General features: G+C 66.6%; 14 protein-coding genes. 3 read left to right on the top strand and 11 right to left on the bottom strand.

Annotation, left to right across the window (positions count from 1 at the left end):
- Positions 1–74: 74 nt before the first annotated feature.
- On the bottom strand, positions 75–3,743 hold the full coding sequence (locus P6U27_RS09935) for an AsmA-like C-terminal region-containing protein (RefSeq protein WP_407193951.1): 3,669 nt from the start codon (positions 3,741–3,743) through the stop codon (positions 75–77).
- Between the two features lie 130 nt (positions 3,744–3,873).
- Entirely contained in the window at positions 3,874–5,103 is a 1,230-nt protein-coding gene (locus P6U27_RS09930; RefSeq protein WP_407193950.1) for a cytochrome P450, read from the bottom strand.
- Between the two features lie 131 nt (positions 5,104–5,234).
- On the opposite strand from P6U27_RS09930, the gene P6U27_RS09925 reads away from it, so the two are divergent.
- Together P6U27_RS09925 and P6U27_RS09920 are read left to right on the top strand one after the other, a co-directional pair.
- A complete protein-coding gene (locus P6U27_RS09925) occupies positions 5,235–5,846 on the top strand; it encodes a TetR/AcrR family transcriptional regulator (protein WP_129144011.1) in 612 nt (203 codons plus the stop codon).
- 39 nt (positions 5,847–5,885) lie between these two features.
- Positions 5,886–6,173 (top strand): hypothetical protein, encoded by a 288-nt coding sequence (locus tag P6U27_RS09920; RefSeq protein ID WP_407193949.1) that lies wholly within the window; start codon positions 5,886–5,888, stop codon positions 6,171–6,173.
- Positions 6,174–6,181: 8 nt separating this feature from the next.
- Here P6U27_RS09920 and P6U27_RS09915 read toward each other — a convergent pair whose 3' ends face one another.
- The 5 genes from P6U27_RS09915 to P6U27_RS09895 form a co-directional block, all read right to left on the bottom strand.
- Positions 6,182–7,111, bottom strand: a complete 930-nt coding sequence (locus P6U27_RS09915) for a helix-turn-helix transcriptional regulator (protein WP_407193948.1) — start codon at positions 7,109–7,111, stop codon at positions 6,182–6,184.
- Between the two features lie 383 nt (positions 7,112–7,494).
- Entirely contained in the window at positions 7,495–8,790 is a 1,296-nt protein-coding gene (locus tag P6U27_RS09910; protein ID WP_122402011.1) for an MFS transporter, read from the bottom strand.
- A gap of 250 nt (positions 8,791–9,040) precedes the next feature.
- Positions 9,041–10,018, bottom strand: coding sequence for a hydroxyacid dehydrogenase (locus tag P6U27_RS09905; protein ID WP_407193947.1), 978 nt, complete (start codon positions 10,016–10,018; stop codon positions 9,041–9,043).
- Between the two features lie 12 nt (positions 10,019–10,030).
- Positions 10,031–11,884, bottom strand: a complete 1,854-nt coding sequence (locus P6U27_RS09900) for a TRAP transporter large permease subunit (protein ID WP_407194432.1) — start codon at positions 11,882–11,884, stop codon at positions 10,031–10,033.
- A gap of 22 nt (positions 11,885–11,906) precedes the next feature.
- Positions 11,907–12,938, bottom strand: a complete 1,032-nt coding sequence (locus P6U27_RS09895) for a TRAP transporter substrate-binding protein (RefSeq protein ID WP_129144015.1) — start codon at positions 12,936–12,938, stop codon at positions 11,907–11,909.
- Between the two features lie 424 nt (positions 12,939–13,362).
- Here P6U27_RS09895 and P6U27_RS09890 point away from each other — a divergent pair, with 424 nt between their 5' ends.
- Positions 13,363–14,838 (top strand): caspase domain-containing protein, encoded by a 1,476-nt coding sequence (locus P6U27_RS09890; protein ID WP_407193946.1) that lies wholly within the window; start codon positions 13,363–13,365, stop codon positions 14,836–14,838.
- Positions 14,839–14,971: 133 nt separating this feature from the next.
- Here P6U27_RS09890 and P6U27_RS09885 read toward each other — a convergent pair whose 3' ends face one another.
- From P6U27_RS09885 to P6U27_RS09870, 4 genes are all read right to left on the bottom strand, one after another.
- On the bottom strand, positions 14,972–15,337 hold the full coding sequence (locus tag P6U27_RS09885) for a hypothetical protein (RefSeq protein ID WP_122402008.1): 366 nt from the start codon (positions 15,335–15,337) through the stop codon (positions 14,972–14,974).
- 32 nt (positions 15,338–15,369) lie between these two features.
- A complete protein-coding gene (locus P6U27_RS09880) occupies positions 15,370–16,473 on the bottom strand; it encodes a Spy/CpxP family protein refolding chaperone (RefSeq protein ID WP_407193945.1) in 1,104 nt (367 codons plus the stop codon).
- Positions 16,380–16,715 (bottom strand): hypothetical protein, encoded by a 336-nt coding sequence (locus tag P6U27_RS09875; RefSeq protein WP_407193944.1) that lies wholly within the window; start codon positions 16,713–16,715, stop codon positions 16,380–16,382. Before P6U27_RS09875 ends, P6U27_RS09880 begins: the two co-directional genes overlap by 94 nt.
- 100 nt (positions 16,716–16,815) lie before the next feature.
- Entirely contained in the window at positions 16,816–18,240 is a 1,425-nt protein-coding gene (locus P6U27_RS09870; RefSeq protein WP_122402006.1) for an FAD-binding oxidoreductase, read from the bottom strand.
- Positions 18,241–18,271: the final 31 nt, after the last annotated feature.

The raw sequence follows: 18,271 nt of genomic DNA, 5'->3' as shown, positions 1-18,271 counted from the left end.
TTAACGGGCGGGCAAGGTGCTTCACCTCTCCCGTAGCGAGAGGTGAATCGAGCCCAGCCGCCAACGCTGTCGCCTCACGGATTCTGCGGCGTCAGCACCAGCGGCGGCTTTGGCCTGGGCTTGGGAGGTGGCGGGCCGGGGGCAGGCTTCACGTCGATCGGCGGCGGCAGCGGCGCGGCCTGCTGGCTTGCGAGCGGCGGGCTCGTGAGTGGAGGGCTTGTGAGTTGAGGGCTTGTGAGTTGAGGGCTTGTGAGTTGATGGCTTGGCGCGGCGGGAGCGGCCTGCGGCGCCTTCGGCGTCGGCGCGGCCTTCGGCTTGGGCGGCGCGCGGCGCGGATCGCGGCCGGGCAGCGGCACATCCAGCAGCGGGGGCTCCGGATCGGGCGAGACCAGCGTCGGCAGCGCGGCAGTGGCCGGCGGCGGCTCGCCGCGCTCGATGGCATCGAGCCGCCGCGTCTCCCGATCGATCGTGCGCACCGCAAGCCATGACGACAGCGGCGCGAGGTCGATGGTGCGGCTCAGCTTGTCGGGAGGCCCTGCCGCGAACAGCTGGATCTCGGGCGGTGCGCCGGAGAGGCCGGTCATGATCGGCGTCAGGCTGGCGCGAATGTCGGCCTGGTCGGCGGGAATGTCGTAGCCGCCGGAGACGACGGCGCGGGCGTTCTTCGCTTCCAGCGGCGTCGCGCCGACGCGCAGGCGGCCGTCGCGGATCGTGAACGGAATCTGCGCCGAGGGCACCGCAATGGGACCCGCCGACAGCGCGGGCTCCACCAGCTGCCGCAGCCGGTTGTCGTCACTGACCTGGCCGCCGTCGCTGGCGCGGATGGCGATCTCGAAGGCACGGGGATTGAGGCCGGTGATCTCGGCGGACTCGAGCGTCACCGTGCCGTTGCCGGCGAGCGCACCGGTCAAGGCCGCGACGCTGCGACCCTGGCTGGTCAGCGCCATCTGCACCGAGGCGCGCCCCTTGGGCAGCGCAAGGTCGCGATAGCGCAGCGCCGCCGCGTCGACATTGCTGAGCTCGATGCGCGCGTTCAGCGCAAGACCAGCCGCGCCATTGCGCGCGTCAAGGCTCGCGGACATCTCGCCGCCGCCGAGGCCGCCCTTGAGCGCATCGAGCGCGAGCGACTGGCTGTCGCTCCGGATCACGCCGCCGAAGGGGCGCAGCTCGATGCCGCCGGGCAACGTTGCGCGCAACGCCTGGAAGGCGATGCGGCCGCGCCAGCCGCTGACGAGTCCTGCACTGAGCGGCTCGCCGGACTCACGTCCGGCCGCGCCGATGGCGATTGCGAGCGCCGGCGCCAGATCGAGCGAGTCGAGACCGACCTCGCCGTCGACGTTCTTGTCCTGATCGAGCGTCACCGCGAAACGCCCGCGCAGATGCGCGCCAGCCGCGCTGCCGTCGAGATCGTTGAAGGTGAGGCGGTTGCCGGAGAGCGTGAGGCGCGAGGACAGGCTGACGCCCTGCATAGACTTGTCGGTCGTGCCGGTCCCGAACAGCGGCGCGAGGTTGACGTTGCGCACGCGCAAATTCACGCTGCCTTTGGGCTCCGACAGGTCGACGCTGCCCTGCGCGTCCGCATCAAGCCCGCCGCCGCTGAGCTTAGCGTTCAATTGCATTGGACGGTGCCAGGCGCCGCTCAGCCGGCCTTCGAATTGCGAAGCGCCCTCGCCCGCGGCCGCCATGCGATCGAGCCCGAGCAGCGCCAACAGCACGCCGGCCTGCGGCGCAGAAACTTTCGAGTCCAGCGTGAAGTCGCTGTTGCGCAGGCGGTCGAGGTCGAGGCCGCCGATGGCGGCGGCCGGTGTCTGCGCCGCCAGCGTCGCCGTGGCCTTCAGCTGCGGTGCGTCGAGCTCGAGCGCGACGCGGGCATTGCTGCGATCCGTATGCTCGGCGTTCTTGTCGAGGCTGAGATCGAGCTTGATGCGGGTCGCGCCAGGCAATGACGGAAGGGCATCGAAGCGCGCGCGCACCGCGGGCGCGAACGGCTCGATCAGCGCGGTGAGCTCACGCAGCGAATTGGCCGAGGATTTCAGCGCGAGCTTGCCGGTGGCGTTGGTGCGGTCGAAGCTGCCGCTCGCCTCGGTGGTCACGCCGCCGGGCTGGCCGAAGCGCAACTGCTCCAGCGACAGCGATGCTGGGCTGTAAGAGAGCTTGGCTGCGAACGGCCGCAGCTCCTGGCCGGCGGAGATCGCGCGGCCGATATCGAGCGAGAGCTTTGCTTCCTCCGGCCACTCGCCCTGCGGGCCGGCGAGCGCGCGCACGAAGCTCGCGGCGGCATCGAGATCGAGCCGGTCGGCCCTGAGCGCCGCATCGATCCCCGAGCCCTTGCTCGCGCCTGTCTGCACGAAGGCGATGCGGCCTTCCACCGCCCCGCCGTCGATGTCGGCCTTCAGCCTGTCTATGGCGAAATGATTGGCGGCGATGGTCACGTCGCCGGCGAGGCGCAGCGGCCGCGTGCTGCGGCGGTTGATCTCGCTGCGGCCCTGCAGCCAGGCCACCAGCGTGTCGGGGTCTGAGGACTCGACGCTGAGCCGGCCGCTGAAACTGTCGGCGCCGGGAGCTGCGCCGTTGAGCGAGAGCTGCGTCATGCCGGGCGCGCGCAGCTCGAGCCGCCGGAAGGTCCAGGACCTGCCGTCGGTCGCAAGCTCGGTCGCGATGTTCTGGAGCGGACGGCCACCGAGGATGATCTGATCGGCATTGAACTCGATCTGCGCCGGGATCGGCACCTGCGGGATCGCCGCGAGCCCAGCGCGTAGCGCCGCCACGACGCGCTGCGGATCGGCATCGTCCTTGGCGGTCAGCCTGTCGGCATCGACCTGCCGCGCCGACAGCACCGCGCGCAGCAGCGGCGAGGCGCCGAACCTGAGATCGCCGACGCCGCCGAGCTTCAGCGCAGTGTCCTCCGTGCCGAAGCTCGCGTCGATCTGATCGAATTTCGCGCCGGCCGGATCGGCCTTGAGCCTGGTCGCGAGCTTCCAGGGCGTCGGCCCCACCTCGCCCGCCTTCTTGGTCGCGGGCACCGCGAGCGTCAGCGCGCCGTCGAATTTCGGCTGGCGGTTGTCGAAGGCGAGCACGCCTTCGAGATCGGCGAGGATGGCGCGCTCGCCGGGATCGATGTTGAGGTGGAGACGGGTCGCGCTGCCGTCGGCGCTGGGGCCGGAGGAGACGCGGAACGGGTAGCGCACTCCACGAGTCATGAAACTGCCGTCGCCGCGCACCGAGCCTGCGAGCGAGCGCACGTCGCCGGAGAAGGCGATGTCGTTCAATTCCAGCGTCGAGCGGCTGGCGGCATCATGCAAGGCGATGCGGCCGCTGAGGTTCAGCCGCTCGATGGCGAGGGACGCCAGATTGAAGGTGCCGCTCGCGGTGGACGGCAAATCGACCCGCCCGCGCGCATCGAGGCCAACATCGACCGCCATGCCGCCCACGGAAAGCTCGGTGGCACGCCATTCGCCGCGCATCAGGGAGCCCAGGCTGAACTCGACGTCGAGCTTGTCGGCGCGCAGGCGGCCGAGATCGTTGTTGCCGCCGAAGGTGACGGCGCGCAGCCGCAGCGTCGGCGTCGGCAACAGCCGCGCGTCGAGCTCACCCCCCACCCGCACCGGCACGCCGATGATCTTGCCAGCCTCCGCCTCGAACTGGGGCCTGAACTGGTTCCAGTCGATGTAGTAAGGCCCGATCAACGCGGCCAGCAGCGCAATGATGAAGGCAATCGCCAATCCGAGCAGCGTCGTCTGCACGGGTCTCCCCTCGGCCAAACCGGCCCGGGCCGAACCTGAGGGCCTCAGGAGCGCCGGAACAGCCCCTTATATAGGGGGAAGTGTGGCGAAGTCACAGCGACTGTTGCACGCGGAGGTTAACGCGCGGCCCTCACCAGCTCGCCGGCAGGCGCTTCAGCCCGCGCAGCACGAAGGTCGGCCGCCATTCCGGGTTTTCGACGTCATCGATGCGCAAGTCCGGAAGCCGCCGGAGCAGCGTGGTGATGGCGATCTCGGCCTCGATGCGCGCCAGCTGGGCACCCAGGCAGAAATGGATGCCGCCGCCGAACGACAGCGGCTTGACGTTCGTCCGCGTGACATCCAGCCGGTCGGGCCGATCAGGGTAGACCGCGGGATCGCGGTTGGCCGAGCCGAGCAGGCACAGCACGGTCTCGCCCTTGGGAATCTTCACGCCGCCGAGATCGTCGATGTCCTCCAGCGTGACGCGCCCGGTCATCTGCACCGAGGAATCGTAGCGCAGGAATTCCTCGATCGCACCTTCGATCAGCTCCGGCCGCGCCTTGAGCAGCGCAAGCTGATCCGGATTGCGGTGGAGCGCGAGCAGGCCGTTGCCGATCAGGTTGACCGTGGTCTCGTGGCCGGCGCCGAACAGGAGGATGATGTTGGCGGTCAGCTCGTCGTTGGTGAGCTTGTGGCCGTCCTCCTCGGCCTGCACCAGCTGGGTGATGAGATCGTCGCCGGGACTGCGGCGGCGCAGCTCGAACAGCTGCTGGAAATACATCTGGGCCATCAGGTTGCCGGCGTTGCCTTTGCTGATCTCCTCCGGAGACAGGGGCACAGGGTCGAGCAGCCGCCCGCCGTCGCGCGAGCTCTTGTAGAACACCTCGCGATGTTCCTCGGGGATGCCGAGCATGTCGCAGATGATGGTGACAGGCAGGCGGAAGGCGAAATCCTCGATCAGGTCCATGTGGCCGCGGTCAATCACGGCATCGATGGCCTGGTCGACGATCTCCTGGATCCGCCGCCGCATGTCCTCGACGCGGCGGGCGGTGAAGGCCTTGACCACGAGGCCGCGCAGGCGGGTGTGGTCCGGCGGATCGGCTTGCAGCATCCAGTAGCTCATGCTGCGAAACACCGGCTCCTTCATGATCTCAGGACCGTAGCGGCGCGTGGTGCGCTCGACGAAATCCTTGCCGAAGCGCTTGTCGCGCAACACGAGACTCACTTCGGCGTGGCGGCTGGCGACGAACTGGCCGAACGGCGTCACATGGATCGGATCGATCGTGCGCAGCCGTTCATAGTGCGGATAAGGATCGCGGATGAAATCCGGCGCGAGCGGGTTGAACAGCGGTCCGCCGGCGGGTTGCACGTGCTCGTTCATGGTGACCTCAGATCGGTTGCCGCATGACACGAATACGCAAGGCTGCCCTCAATCGCCCGGCGTAACCATCCCTGAAATTATCAACTCGATACATTGTTGTATCGAGTTGCAGTCTGCCCTAATCTGCGCCGATGTCAAGGGTGAGAACCAGACCGACCAGGGACGACACGCGCGACAAGCTGTTCGAAGCGGCCGCCCGCGTGTTTGAAGAAGACGGCATCGGCGGCGCCAGCATCGAGGCGATCGCGGCGGCGGCGGGCTTTACCCGCGGCGCGTTCTATTCGAACTTCAAGAGCAAGGACGAACTGATCATCGCCATGCTCGAGGACCACGTCGAGCAGTCGATCCGGCGCAACCTGGACATCCTCGCGCAGCACGACAATCTCGACGACTTCATCGCGGCGCTGAAGGCGATGGATCGCAGCCGACAGGATCCACTCGGCCGCTCGCCCCTCCTCCACATGGAGATGATCCTGTTCGTCGCGCGCGCCGAGAAGCGCCGGCCCGAACTGGCCAAACGCCTGCGGGCGCGACGCAAGCTGGTCGCCGACATCGTCGAGGCGACATTGAAGAGCAACGGGCGCAACGACAATCTGAATCCGCCCTGGATCGCCTCCGTCGTGCTCGCGCTGGAGGATGGCTTTCGCCTGCACCGGCTGATCGATCCGGAGACGACGCCGGCCGACAGTTTTCTGCGCGCCATCACGGATCTCAGGCGCAGGACGGGGCTGGCTTCCGCCTAGCAGGCGGGCTGCGGGATTTGTCGCAGGATCGGACAAGGCATGTTCGCTTTGGGAAAGACGCTTCGATCCGCGCCGCGCCACAAACAAGATCCCATCGTTCGAAGCCAGGGTTCCGTCCTGCCAGAGTTCCCGAGCGGCGCAGCCACGCCGACATCCCTTGTCGAGGCCCTGCGGGCGGTCGTGATAACAGGCGCTGAATCAAACGAGGCGTGCGACGCGGCTCTGTTCAATCCAGCCAACCTTGCCGAAGGCATCGGCCATCCGCCGGACGAGATGTTTGCGGCGCGGCGCGCTGCCTACGCGATCTCCCGGACCAGGCGCCGCTGAGCGGAAGCTCAGGTTTCGCTGTCCAGCGCGCCCTGCGCCTCACGGCGCCACATTCCCGGGCTGACGCCGACCACCGAGGAGAACACCCGGGTGAAGTGGCTTTGATTGGCGAACCCGGCCGATATCGCAATCTCCGCCAGCGACAGCTCGCGCACCCTCATCAATTGCTTGGCCGTGTCCACGCGCTGACGCAGCAGCCATTGGTGCGGCGGCAGGCCGGTCGAGACGCGAAATGCGCGGGAAAAATGACTGACGGAGAGATCGAACTCGGCTGCGATCTTCTCCAGCGAGAGCTTGCCGCGGAGATCGGACTCCAGCCTTTCACAAGCTCGCTTCACCTGCCAGGCGGCAAGGCCGCCGCGCGCCGGCTCGGCGGCGCGCCGCAAACCGCCATAGGTCGTCGCGACATGTGCGGTGAGCGCGAGCATCATGTGGTCGATGAAGAGCTGGTTGGCCTCTTCAGGCTGCCGCAACGCCGCCAGGAACGATGCGCCGAGATGGCGGACCGTCACATCGTCATGGCCGACGCCGGGCCGATAGGCGAGCTCACCGATGCGCGGTGCGCCGGCTTGCCTCGCCATGTCGTCCAACGCCGACCGGGGCAGATGGAAGAACAGGGAATGGAAGGGCTTGTCGATCACGTAGCGCGGATCACGTTTCAGATCGTACAGATAGGTGGCGCCGGCGCGGATATCGCTCTTGACCACGCATCGGCCGCGCTCCCAGCACTCGCAATCGGCGAAATCGCGGAATTTGAGGCTGACGAGATAGGCGTCCTCCGCGGGCATCGACTCGGAAAGACGCGTCATGGGATGATCATCGCGGGTTTCGGTGACGGCGAGCTCGGCGCTGCGCAGCGAACGCGTGACCAGCGTCGGCGGCGCATCCTTCAAATGCAGAAATCGTTCGAGCTTCTGCGCGAAGGCGCCCTGTGCCATGGGATGCATCTCTTATGTGAGGAGATTGGGGAGCGCAGCGCCACCGCCAAATCAGATTCAATTGTCCGACATCGGCAAACGACGGTCCAGACCTGCGCGTTGGAACCGTAGCCGTGTGACTGCTGCCGCATCCCTTGTCACAAGGCGTTTTCACAAGAGATTTCAACGGATCTCGCGGGATCTCCGTTCAATGCTTCGACAGCTCGTCGTTTGTCGATCGTGCGTTTGTGAAAGCGCGTCGGCGTCTACGTGGACCGAATGCCGGCCAGCGGTGAATTTCCCCGACGCCCGAGCGTGAGCATCGAGCGCCGGGTTCGCCGTGAGCGTGGACTTCTTGCTGGTGCTATGCCGATGGCTTCATTGCATCTTGATGCGCACGCAACCTATTCGGATCCTGCTTCGAGCTCGTGCAGCCGGCCGGCCACGGCCCGCACCTTGCGCGGCGCGGCCTGCCAGATCGCGAACGCCGACAATCCGCTCACGACCATTGCGACGGCGAAAGCCAGCGTGTAGTCACCGGCGCGATCATAGAGGAAGCCCGTCACCCACGGTCCGGCCGCACCACCCGCCAGCGCCGCCAGCATGATCGTGCCGAAGATGCTGCCCTGGTGCCTGCCTTGAAAAATCTCGAACACCACCGCGCCCATGATCGAGGTGAGGCCGTAGCCGAGCGCGCCTTGCGTGAACACCATGAGATAAACCAGCCAGAACGAAGATTGATACTTCAGCGCGATCAGCGCAGCGAAGCAGACGACAAAGCCTGCGCAGCTGATCGCCCAGACCCATTCCCGGCCAATGCGATCGGAGACATGTCCCAGCGCGATCTGGCCGGGAATGCCGAGCAGGCTGACGATGCCGAGTGCCCACACCGCAACGCTGGGACTGAAGCCGATGTCGAGCAGGAATTTGGTCTGGTGCACCTGCACCGCGTACCAGATGTAAAGGCCGCAGAAATAGCCGAGCGCGATCCACCAGAAGCGTGCGGTCGTGACGGCGCGTTGCAGCGTCCATTCGGTGCCGGCCCAGACCGGATCGACGATGTTGGAGACGGATTTCGTCGCGCCTGCGGCCGGCGCGGCATCGCCGTCCGGCTGAAGGCCGATGTCCTCGGGGCGCTTGCGCAGCAGCAGATTGATCGGCGCCAGCGCGATCAGGACGAGCAGTCCCATCGCCGTGCAGGCGGTGCGCCAGCCGGTCTGTTCGATCATGTGCTGCACCCACGGCAGCAGCGTCACCGAGCCGATGCCGACGCCGGCGAAAGCGATACCGATGGCGAAGCCGCGCTTGCGGATGAACCAGTTCGGCAGAAACAGCGACTGGCCGGAATAACCGAGACAGACGCTGCCGGCGCCGACCATGACGCCGATGGTCACATAGAGATGCCAGGGCTGGCTGGTCAGCGGTGCGAGCAGCAGCCCGCCGCCCATCAGCACGACGCCGAGCTCCATCACCGCGCGCGGACCAGCCCGATCCATCAGGCGGCCGATCAGCGGGCTGACCACGCCCGACACCACGAAGCCGAAGGAGAAGGCGCCCGCGGTGACGCCGCGCTCCCAGCCGAATTCGGAGATGATCGGCGGAAAGAACAATGAAAAGGCGGTGCGCGCGTTGACGCCGATGGCCATGGTGACGAAGGTCACGGCGACCACGACCCAGCCGTAGAAGAACGGAAGCCGCATGGTGTGCTTGTTTCATCCCTAGACGGTACTCTCGGACCATCTTGGGATATTGCGGTCAAGCGCTTTTCGCGCATGCCCGCTGCGCGACGTGACGTCAAAGTTTGGGCGCCAAAGCTTGCACAACGTCATGGCCGGGCTTGACCCGGACATCCACGCCTTGCCCCAGCACAGAGAACGTTGGCGTCAATTTGTCGCCAATCCAGTTCAGAAGGACGGGACGTTCAAGGCGGTGGACCGGCTGTAGGGCAGCTCAGGGCCGGCGCGTCCAGCGCTCGGCGTTGACGGCGCCTTGCGGCACCTCGCCCCGCACGATCGCTTCCACCTGCCGCACGGTTTCGAGCGACTGGTATTCGATGGCCTGCGGCGTCAGTCCGCCGACATGCGGGGTGGCGATGACGTTGGGAAGCCTCGCCAGCTCGGGTGTCGGCATCTGGTCGGGAGCGCGGCCGACATCCATCGCCGCGCCGGCGATGCGGTTTTCGCGCAGAGCGCGGGCCAGCGCCGCTTCGTCGACGAGATTGCCACGGGAGAGATTGATGAAGACGGCATGCTTCTGCATGCGTGCCAGCGCCGCTTCGCCGATCAGGTTCTCGGTCTGCTCGTTGGCGATAGCGAGGCAGACGACATAGTCCGATGCGGCGAGCAGCTCGTCGAGGCCGACTTGCCGGATTGCGCTGTCGCGGACGGCCGCAAAGGGATCGGAGACCAGCACCTCCATGCGCAGCACCTTTGCGATCTCGGCGAGATAGCGCCCGATACTGCCATAGCCGATGATGCCGATCCGGCTGCCGGCGAGCTGGCGGCCCATCCGCGCCTCGGGCTTTCGCCCGGCCCGATAGTCCGCCGTGGTCCGCGACACGCCGCGGGAGAGGTCGACCATGAAGCCGAGCGCGAGCTCGGCCACCGCTTGCACGAAGCCGGGACCGGCGCGGGTCACGAGCACGCCAGCTTGTGAAGCCGCGTCCACGTCGACGTTGCGGATGTCGACGGCGCAGCGGACGAACGCGCGTAGGCGCGGCAGTTGCGCAAAGATCTCGCCGCGTCCTTCCGTCATGCGATCGGCGACGATGATGTCGACGTCTTTGGCGGCGCGCACGAGGCCGGTTGCGTCCAGCGGATCATCGCCCTCGTGCAGGACCACCTCGGCGGCCGCGCGCAGGCCGTTCAGGCTACGATCGCCGTAATAATTGCGCCGCATCTCCGGGGTGTGCGCGAGCAGGACCTTCACGACAAAACTCCTTCAGTAGCCGAATGCCCGCGGCAGCGCGGTCGAGAGCCATGGCACGAAGGCGATGACGAGCAGGCAGAGGAACAGCAGGCCGAGATAGCCCATGATCGGCTTCACCGTCTGCTCGATCGGCACGTTGCCGATCAGGCAGGCGCCGTAGAGGCCGAGCCCGAGAGGAGGCGCGAACAGGCCGATGCCCATGGCGATGACGAGAACGACGCCGAAATGCAGGGGATCGACGCCGAGCTGCACGGCGACCGGCAGCAGCAGCGGCCCGAAGATGATCAGCGCGGCCGCGCCCTCCAGCACCGACCCCATCACGATCAGCACGGCGATCGCGAGCAGGATGAACAGCCAGACGCCCGAGGTCTTCGACAATCCCAGCATGAAATCGCCGACCGCGTGCGGCACCTGCTGCAAGGTCAGCGTGAACGCGAGCGACTGCGCGGCAGCGACGATGAACAGCACGAGACCCGCGCGTGTCGCCGCCTGGACGAAGCTATGCGCGGCCGATTTGAAGCCGAGCTCGCGGAACACGGCGCTGCCGACGACCAGCGCATAGGCCACGGCGAAGGCCGATATCTCGGTCGCGGTGGCGAAGCCGGTCTTGAAGCCGAAGAAGATCATGAAGATCAGGCCGAACGCGGCGATCGCACCGCTCCAGAGCCCGGACACCGGCGCCTGTGGCGCAACGTCCTCGGCCTCCGCCGGCCGCTTGCCGAACATGATGGACACCGCGATCAGGACCAGCGCCATCAGCGCCGCCGGCAGCAGCCCGGCCATGAACAGGCCGCCGATCGACAGGTTCGCCACGAAGCCGAGAATGATCAGGTTGATGCAGGGCGGGATGGTCTCCGCCATCACCGCGGAGGCCGCCAGCAGCGCCACCGCGCCGCCGGGGTTCTGCCTGGAACGGCGTGCGGCCGGGATCAGCACCGAGCCGACCGCGGCGACATCCGCCATCTTGGAGCCTGATATTCCCGAGAACAGCACCATCGAGGCCACCATCACGACGTTGAGGCCGCCGCGCATACGCCCTACCGCGCGCTGCAGCAGCTCGATCAGCCGCAACGACATGCCGTTGGCTTCCATGAGATAGCCGACGAGGATGAAGAAGGGAATCGCGAGCAGCACGAAATTGTCGATGCCGCGCGCCATCTGCTGGGCGAAGATGACGCCGGGCAGCGCGCCCTCGACCCAGATGAAGATCAGCGCGGCGAGCGCCAGCGCGAAGCCGATCGGCAAACCGCCGAACAGGGTTGCAAAGAAGCCGATCAGCATCAATGTGCCCGCCGACGGCACCGAGGCTGGCGACAGATAGTCCCAGGCGAGATAGAGGCCGGTCACGACGATGATCGCAGCGAGGCCACTGAAAATGTCTGGGAACGGCCGCGCGCAGAGATGATCGATTGCGAACACCGTCATGAACAGCGCGCCGATGCCCATCGGATAAAAGGTCAGCTCCAGCGGCAGGCCGGAACCGGTGGTCTGGCCGGCGGTGAGCGAACCCAGCTTGATGGCGTTATAGGCGACGTAGCCGGAGATCAGCACGATCAGCAGCGCGCTGGCGGCATCGACCAGCGTCTGCAGCCGCAGCGGCAAGAGATCACGGAAGAAGGAGACGCCGACATTCTCGCCGCGCGCGAGTGCGCTCGCCGCACCGAAGAAGGCCGAGCCGACCATCAATCCGCGCGCGACGTCGTCGGACCATTCGACCGGTGCGTTGAAGAAGAAGCGCAGCAGCACGGAGGCGCACACCACGACGAGATCGGCGGCCAGCAGGACGGCCGCGATCGCATCGCTGACGCGAAGCAGCAGGGTGATGCTTCCGTGGCGGCCGTCCGAGACGGGCACGGCGGCCGACATTGCCACGTCGGATTTGGTCATCTCAGGCTTGCGTCGCGCGGATGATGTCGATGACGGCCTTGGACTCCGGCCGCGCCTTGATGAAGTTCTCGGTCTGCGGTGCGACGCGCTTCTTGAAGGCCTCGCGGTCGCATTCGGCCGCCGTCACGCCTCTCTCGGCCAAGGCCGCGAGCGCCTCCTTCTCGACTGCGAGTCCATGGGCGCGGGTGTCGGCTGCGGCCTTCTTTGCGGCATCGAGAAAGCCCTCGCGCAGCTTCGGATCCATGCGGTTGTAGGTCATGTCGCTGAAGTAGATCGCGAGCGGCGAGAAATTGTGCTGCGTCAGCGCGTAGAATTTCGCGGTCTCGAAGAACTTGCTGGCGAGGATCGTCGGCGGATCGTGCTCCAGGCCATCCAGTACGCCGGCCTGCAACGCCGTGTAGATTTCGCCGAACGCCAGCGGCGTGGCGGCCGCGCCCATTAGGCGCAGACATTCGGTGATGACGGGATTTGGCAGGGTGCGGATCTTGAGCCCGGCGAGATCCTCCGGCGTCTTCACCGCCTTCTTCGCCAGCACGCTGCGCGAGCCGAAATTATACGCCCAGGCGATGATGCGGATGTTGCCGCCCCTAAGCAGCGCGTCCTCGATCGGCTTGGCGGCGCCGGCGTCGAACGCCTTGGTCTGCTGCGGGAAGCTCGAGAACAGGAAGCCGAGATCGAAGGTGCCGACCAGCGGCACCAGATTGGCCGAGATCGACGAGCCCGACACCATGAGGTCGATGACACCGAGCTTCACCGAATTGATGACGTCGATCTCCTGGCCGAGTTGGTTGTCGGGAAAGAAGGCGACCTCGACTTGCTCGCCCAGCCCGTTCGCCTTCAGGTTTTTGACGAGATTGTCATAGTAGACGCGGCCGTTGGCATATTTGGGATCGTTCGGCAGCGACGAGGAGCATTTCAGCTTCAGGGTCGCAGCTTCGGCGCGCCCGATGATGGCGGGAGAGAGCACGAGGCCGGCGGTGACCGCCGCCGATGACTTGATGAACGCGCGACGGTTCACGGGCACGATGGTCATGGTGCGGTCTCTCCCCGATTCTTTTTGTTCGCTGCGGTCGTTGCCGCAGGCTGTTGCGGGACTGTATGGTCAAAGTGACGGCACAGGCAAGCGTGGCGGCTAGCCGTCGCGGAGCAGTGCGTGGTGATCATCGGCAGTGCGGCCACACGGTGAAACGAGGGGATTTTTCCGGAAATCATCGCTGAGGATCGGCTTGCCGGCCGATGTCCGAGCAGGACGCCGTCGCGCACGTTGGGTATCGATCCAATTGGAGCATGGATCGATGCGCAATTCACATGGATTGCCCCGAAACGATGCTGCGCCTTCGGCAGACTCCCTGCCCCATTTTGCCGCGGCCCCTGCGTGATCCAGCGCACAGACGGCTTCATGGCGCAGACCTACAAAAAGTGACATCATCGTGCGCATTGCCGATGGAGGTGACATCATGCGCCATCCAGTCCTTTGCAATTTGTTCCTTGCCTCCGGTCTTCTCGCACTCGCCCAATTGATGACGCCAACCGAGGCCGCCGCGGAAGCGCGGCTTGCACTGGTGATCGGCCAATCCGCCTATCGCACCGTGCCGGAACTGCCCAACGCCGCCAATGACTCCAAGGCGATGACGGAGCTGCTTGGCAGTGCCGGCTTCACCGTCACCACGGCCGCCAACCTGGCGCAGACCGAGATGCGCGCGGCGATCTCGGACTTCGCCGGCAAGGTCGGCGCCAGCGGTGCCGACACCGTCGCGCTGGTGTTCTATGCCGGCCACGGGCTGCAGATCGACGGCGAGAACTATCTGGTGCCCGTCGACCTCGACCCCAAGCGCGAGGCCGACATTCCGCTCCAGGGCGTGCGGCTGAACGATCTGCTCAACACGCTCGGCGCACTGCCGACGCGGGCGCGCATCTTCATGCTCGATGCCTGCCGCAACAACCCGTTCCCCGCACTCAGCGGCGCCGGCCACGGCCTTGCGATCGTCGACACCAAGGCCGGCGCGCCCGGCTCCTTCATCTCCTATTCGACCTCGCCCGGCGCCGAGGCCGAGGACGGCAACGGCATCGACAGCCCCTACACCACTGCTGCGTTGAGCATCGCCAAGCAGCCCAATCTGCCGATCGAGGAAGTCTTCAAGCGCATCCGCGTCGCCGTGGCGCAATCGACCGATGGCCGGCAGATCCCCTGGGAGAGCTCGTCACTGACCACCGACTTCAAGTTCTTCGGCGACAGCAGCGGCAGTCAGCCTGCTATTCCCGGCGCATCCGCGATGGCGTTCGCCAGCGGCACGCGCAGCGTCGCGGACTGGCGCAAGGATTTGCAGGGCAAGGATGCCAAAGCCGCCTATGAGCTCGTGATCGCGGATGACACCGTCGAAGCGTATCAGGCCTATATCGAGCTCTACGCGCAGGCTTCCTACACGCCGCGCCTGCGCACGGTGCTGGAGCGCCGGCGCCAGATGCTGGCCTGGGAGCGCGCGGTCGCCGTCAACACCCGCGCCTCGTTCGAGGCTTACCTCGCGAACTGGGACAACAGCGATCTCGCGGCAACCGCGCGCCGGCTGCTGCTGCGCGTACAGAACCGCAACTATGCCTTGCCGGTTGCCGCCGCGGCGACGCCTATCGCGGTCGCGATGGCTCCGACCTGTCCGTGCTCGGCGCCCAGGACACCGGCAACGCCGGTCAACCCGGCGGTCGCGCCCGTCATCAAGAAGCGCGTCGACGACACGCCGCCGAAGCGCAAGGTGGTCGAGACGCCACCCAAGCGACGACCGCCGTCCGACCAGGTGGTCTACGAGCGCGCGCCGCCGCCGGATCGCGGTCCGCCGCCCGAGGCTGTCATGCAAGGCATCGGCATCGGTGTTGGTATCGGCCTCGGCATGGGAATGGGCGGCCGCGGCGGAGACTATCACGATCGCGGCCGGTACTGAGGGTACCACCCGCGCGGACCTTGCCGTCGATGGCCGGCGACGAACTCTCGTGCCCCGGACGCAGCGCAAAAACGCCACGCGTTGCAGCGCGTCCGGGACACGGATCCCAAAGGCTATTCGTGGCCCTGCACTTTCACTGCACCAATGTCGGATGATCCCGCGCTAACGCCTCCCGGATCCAGGCCGCCTGGATTGCACGTGAGAGGATCTGTGCGGTCTTGATGTCCTCAGCCTTCATGCAGAGGTCGACGATGCGGCGCACCGCATCGTCGCGCATCAGATCGTCGGCGATCTTCATCGCGATTTCCATCGCGACACGGGCCGCCCGTTCGTAGCGCTCGCGCTTGCCGGTCTGCGCGGAACCTGCGACAGCTTCGGCGCTCGCCCCCGCCGCCTGGCAGATGTTGCGAATTCGCGCGACCGCGTCGATGTCGCCGACGGGTCCCTCGACCGGCTCATCCCAGATGTCGGCCGGCTGCCGCGTTGCGAACCACTTCATTGCCCCACCCTTGATCTGATTGCTCGCGACGTTCAGGACATGCGACGCGACCCGATCGCCTCGAACTGCGCCTTCTGCTCGTCGCTCAGCGTGGCATAGAAATCGTCGAGCGCCGCGCGCACCGACTTGATCCCGTCCAGCATGACATCGAGGCGCTTGCGGATCGCGGCCATGCGGGCGGGCGGTGTCATCACATCATTGGGCTCGCAGGCCGCCTTGAGCGATGCGCTGACTTTGGCGCTGGTGTCCTGGAGCACCTGGAGCGCCGCGCGCTGAGTATCGTTGGGCCGAACTCTTTCCTCGATCGTGGCGCCGGGCCAATCGAACGCGGCGGACACGCTGCAATTCTGTACCGGCGATCCGCTCGCATTGTTCGATGCCGTGGCACGACGCTGATCCTCGGCCAGCGCGTTGAAACGTGCCTTCTGCTCGTCGTTAAGCGAACCATAGAACGTCTCGAGCGCGGGCTGGACCAGATCGACCCCCTTCTCCATTGCCTCGACACGCTGCTGCATCGCCGCGAGCCGACCCGGCGCAGTCGCTGCGGCCTGGGTCGGACAGGACGCGCGGATCAGCGCTGCCGCGTCGATCGAGGCGTTGCCGAGCGCATCGAGAGCGGCGCCCTGCGCATCCGTCGGCTGCACCGCGGCTGCAATCTGATCGATCGGCACACCGACGATGGCACGGCGATCGCTGCCGCAGAGCTGATCGAGCGGCGCGCTGCGCGCCCGCCGTCGTCCCTGCGGCTGCTGCGGCAGATAGGCCGACAGGCGATCATAGCCGTAGGGGCCGAAAATGCCGGCATAGATGTCCGGATAGCCGTAGCCCCAGAAGCCGAGCCCGTCGCCCCAGATCGTGTAATCGTAGAGGTCGTTATAGGCGAACGGCCAGAACAGCGGTCCGACCCAGCCATAGCCGCCGCCCGCATGCTGCCACCATCCACTGCTCGCGCCGCTCCAGCCAGCGAGCGCGGCTGCCGCAGCGATCTGTGCGCGGGCCGCCGGATTGCTGATCAGCCGCCCGTTCCGGAATGCGCTGGCGTTCAGGGCCTTGCGGAAGTTCGCCGGCCGTATGGCGGCATTTCGGATCTGACCGAAATTCGGGCCGCCACGCCGGGCGCCGGTTGTGAACCGCATTCCACGATAATGCCCGCCGCCGTGCGCGTGCCCGCCGGCATGCCCACGGAAATGGCCGCCGCCGTGATGCCCACCGCCGTGCCCGCCGCCATGCCCACCGCCATGCCCGCCGCCATGGCACCGCCATGGCCGCCGCCATGTCCGCCGCCATGTCCGCCACCATGTCCGCCCTTGGCCAGCGCCGCACCCGCCAGCATGCAGGCAAAGGCCACCGCGGCAATTCGAATGACCGGTCGCACCATCGCACCCTCCCGCGCACAGCCCTGCCATTGAGGCATCGGAACTTGGCGGGAATTGGAACCGGGAAGAATGCCTAAAGTTCCCGGGTCGTGCGGCGCGGTGCTACGCCTCCGGCACGATCTTGCCGGGGTTGAAGATGTTGAGCGGATCAAGCGCCTTCTTCAGCGCCCGCATCGCATCGAGCGCCTCGGGGCCGAGCTCGGCCTTGAGATATTTCTGCTTGCCCTGGCCAATGCCGTGCTCGCCAGTGCAGGTGCCGTCCATCGCCTGCGCGCGTTCGACCAGGCGATGCATGAACTCCTCGCCGCGCGCCATCTCGGCGGCATCGTTGGTGTCGCAAACCAGCGAACAGTGGAAATTGCCGTCACCGACATGGCCGACGATCGGCGACAGCAAATTGAGGCGCTTGAGATCCTCCTCGGTCTCGCTGACACAATCGGCGAGCCGCGAGATCGGCACGCAGACGTCGGTCGCAACCACGCCGATGCTGTCGCCGGGCCGCAGCGCCTTCACTGACCAGTATGCGTCGTGCCGCGCCTGCCACAGTTTTGTGCGGTCCTCCGGCTTGGTGGTCCAGGAGAAATCGCCGCCGCCGCATTCCTTCGCGATCTCGCCGAACGCCTTGGACTGCTCGGCGACCTCGATCTCGCTACCGTGGAATTCCAGCAGCAGCAGCGGCGTCTCGGGCAGCGTCAGCTTCGAGTAGGCGTTGCAGGCCTTCACCTGTGCGGCATTGAGCAGCTCGATGCGCGCCACGGGGATGCCGGTCTGGATCGCCAGGATCACCGCCTGACAGGCGCCGTGCACGGTTTCGAACGACACCGCGCCGGCTGCGATGGTCTCGGGGATACCGCGCAGGCGAATGGTGAGTTCCGAGATGATGCCGAGCGTGCCCTCGGCGCCGACGAACAGATGGGTCAGATCGTAGCCGGCGGAAGACTTCTTCGCGCGCGTGCCTGTGGTGATGATCTCGCCATCGCCGCGTACCACCTTCAGTGCCAGCACGCTGTCGCGCATGGTGCCGTAGCGCACCGCATTGGTGCCGGAGGCGCGGGTCGAGGCCATGCCGCCGAGCGAAGCATCCGCGCCGGGATCGATCGGGAAGAACAGGCCCTGGTCGCGCAGATGCTCGTTCAGCGCCTTGCGAGTGACGCCGGGCTGGATCACGCAGTCGAGGTCCTCGGCATGCACCGCGAGCACCTTGTTCATGTCGCGCAGGTCGATCGAGATGCCGCCGGCGGGCGCGTTGACCTGGCCTTCGAGCGAGGTGCCGGTGCCGAAGGGAATGACGGGCACGCGATGTTTCGCGCAGATCCGCACCACATCCTGGATGTCGGCAGTTTCCTGCGCCATCACCACGCCATCCGGCGGCTGGTTGGGGATCCATGTGGTCGTATGGCCGTGCTGCTCGCGCACGGCCTGCGAGGTGATGAGGCGGTTGCCGAAGCGTGCGGCAAGCTGCTCCAGCGCGCTTGCGAGGGCTTTCGGCTCCGGCCGCGGCGGATTATTGGTGATGGTCGTACCCACGGAATTCCTCCCGACAGAAGAACCGTGGCAA

Origin of the sequence: Bradyrhizobium sp. STM 3566 (assembly GCF_045571445.1) — a bacterium.
Classification (GTDB): Bacteria; Pseudomonadota; Alphaproteobacteria; order Rhizobiales; family Xanthobacteraceae; genus Bradyrhizobium; species Bradyrhizobium vignae.
The sequence above is the reverse complement of the archived record's forward strand: the minus strand, read 5'-3'. Positions and strand labels throughout refer to the sequence as shown.

Excerpts from the sequence above, each read along its gene's own strand:
- P6U27_RS09930 (WP_407193950.1), bottom strand. The coding sequence starts at position 5,103 with ATGAACGAGCACGTGCAACCCGCCGGCGGACCGCTGTTCAACCCGCTC.
- P6U27_RS09925 (WP_129144011.1), top strand. The coding sequence starts at position 5,235 with ATGTCAAGGGTGAGAACCAGACCGACCAGGGACGACACGCGCGACAAG.
- P6U27_RS09920 (WP_407193949.1), top strand. The coding sequence starts at position 5,886 with ATGTTCGCTTTGGGAAAGACGCTTCGATCCGCGCCGCGCCACAAACAA.
- P6U27_RS09915 (WP_407193948.1), bottom strand. The coding sequence starts at position 7,111 with ATGGCACAGGGCGCCTTCGCGCAGAAGCTCGAACGATTTCTGCATTTG.
- P6U27_RS09910 (WP_122402011.1), bottom strand. The coding sequence starts at position 8,790 with ATGCGGCTTCCGTTCTTCTACGGCTGGGTCGTGGTCGCCGTGACCTTC.
- P6U27_RS09900 (WP_407194432.1), bottom strand. The coding sequence starts at position 11,884 with ATGTCGGCCGCCGTGCCCGTCTCGGACGGCCGCCACGGAAGCATCACC.
- P6U27_RS09895 (WP_129144015.1), bottom strand. The coding sequence starts at position 12,938 with ATGACCATCGTGCCCGTGAACCGTCGCGCGTTCATCAAGTCATCGGCG.
- P6U27_RS09890 (WP_407193946.1), top strand. The coding sequence starts at position 13,363 with ATGCGCCATCCAGTCCTTTGCAATTTGTTCCTTGCCTCCGGTCTTCTC.
- P6U27_RS09885 (WP_122402008.1), bottom strand. The coding sequence starts at position 15,337 with ATGAAGTGGTTCGCAACGCGGCAGCCGGCCGACATCTGGGATGAGCCG.
- P6U27_RS09880 (WP_407193945.1), bottom strand. The coding sequence starts at position 16,473 with ATGCGGTTCACAACCGGCGCCCGGCGTGGCGGCCCGAATTTCGGTCAG.
- P6U27_RS09875 (WP_407193944.1), bottom strand. The coding sequence starts at position 16,715 with ATGGTGCGACCGGTCATTCGAATTGCCGCGGTGGCCTTTGCCTGCATG.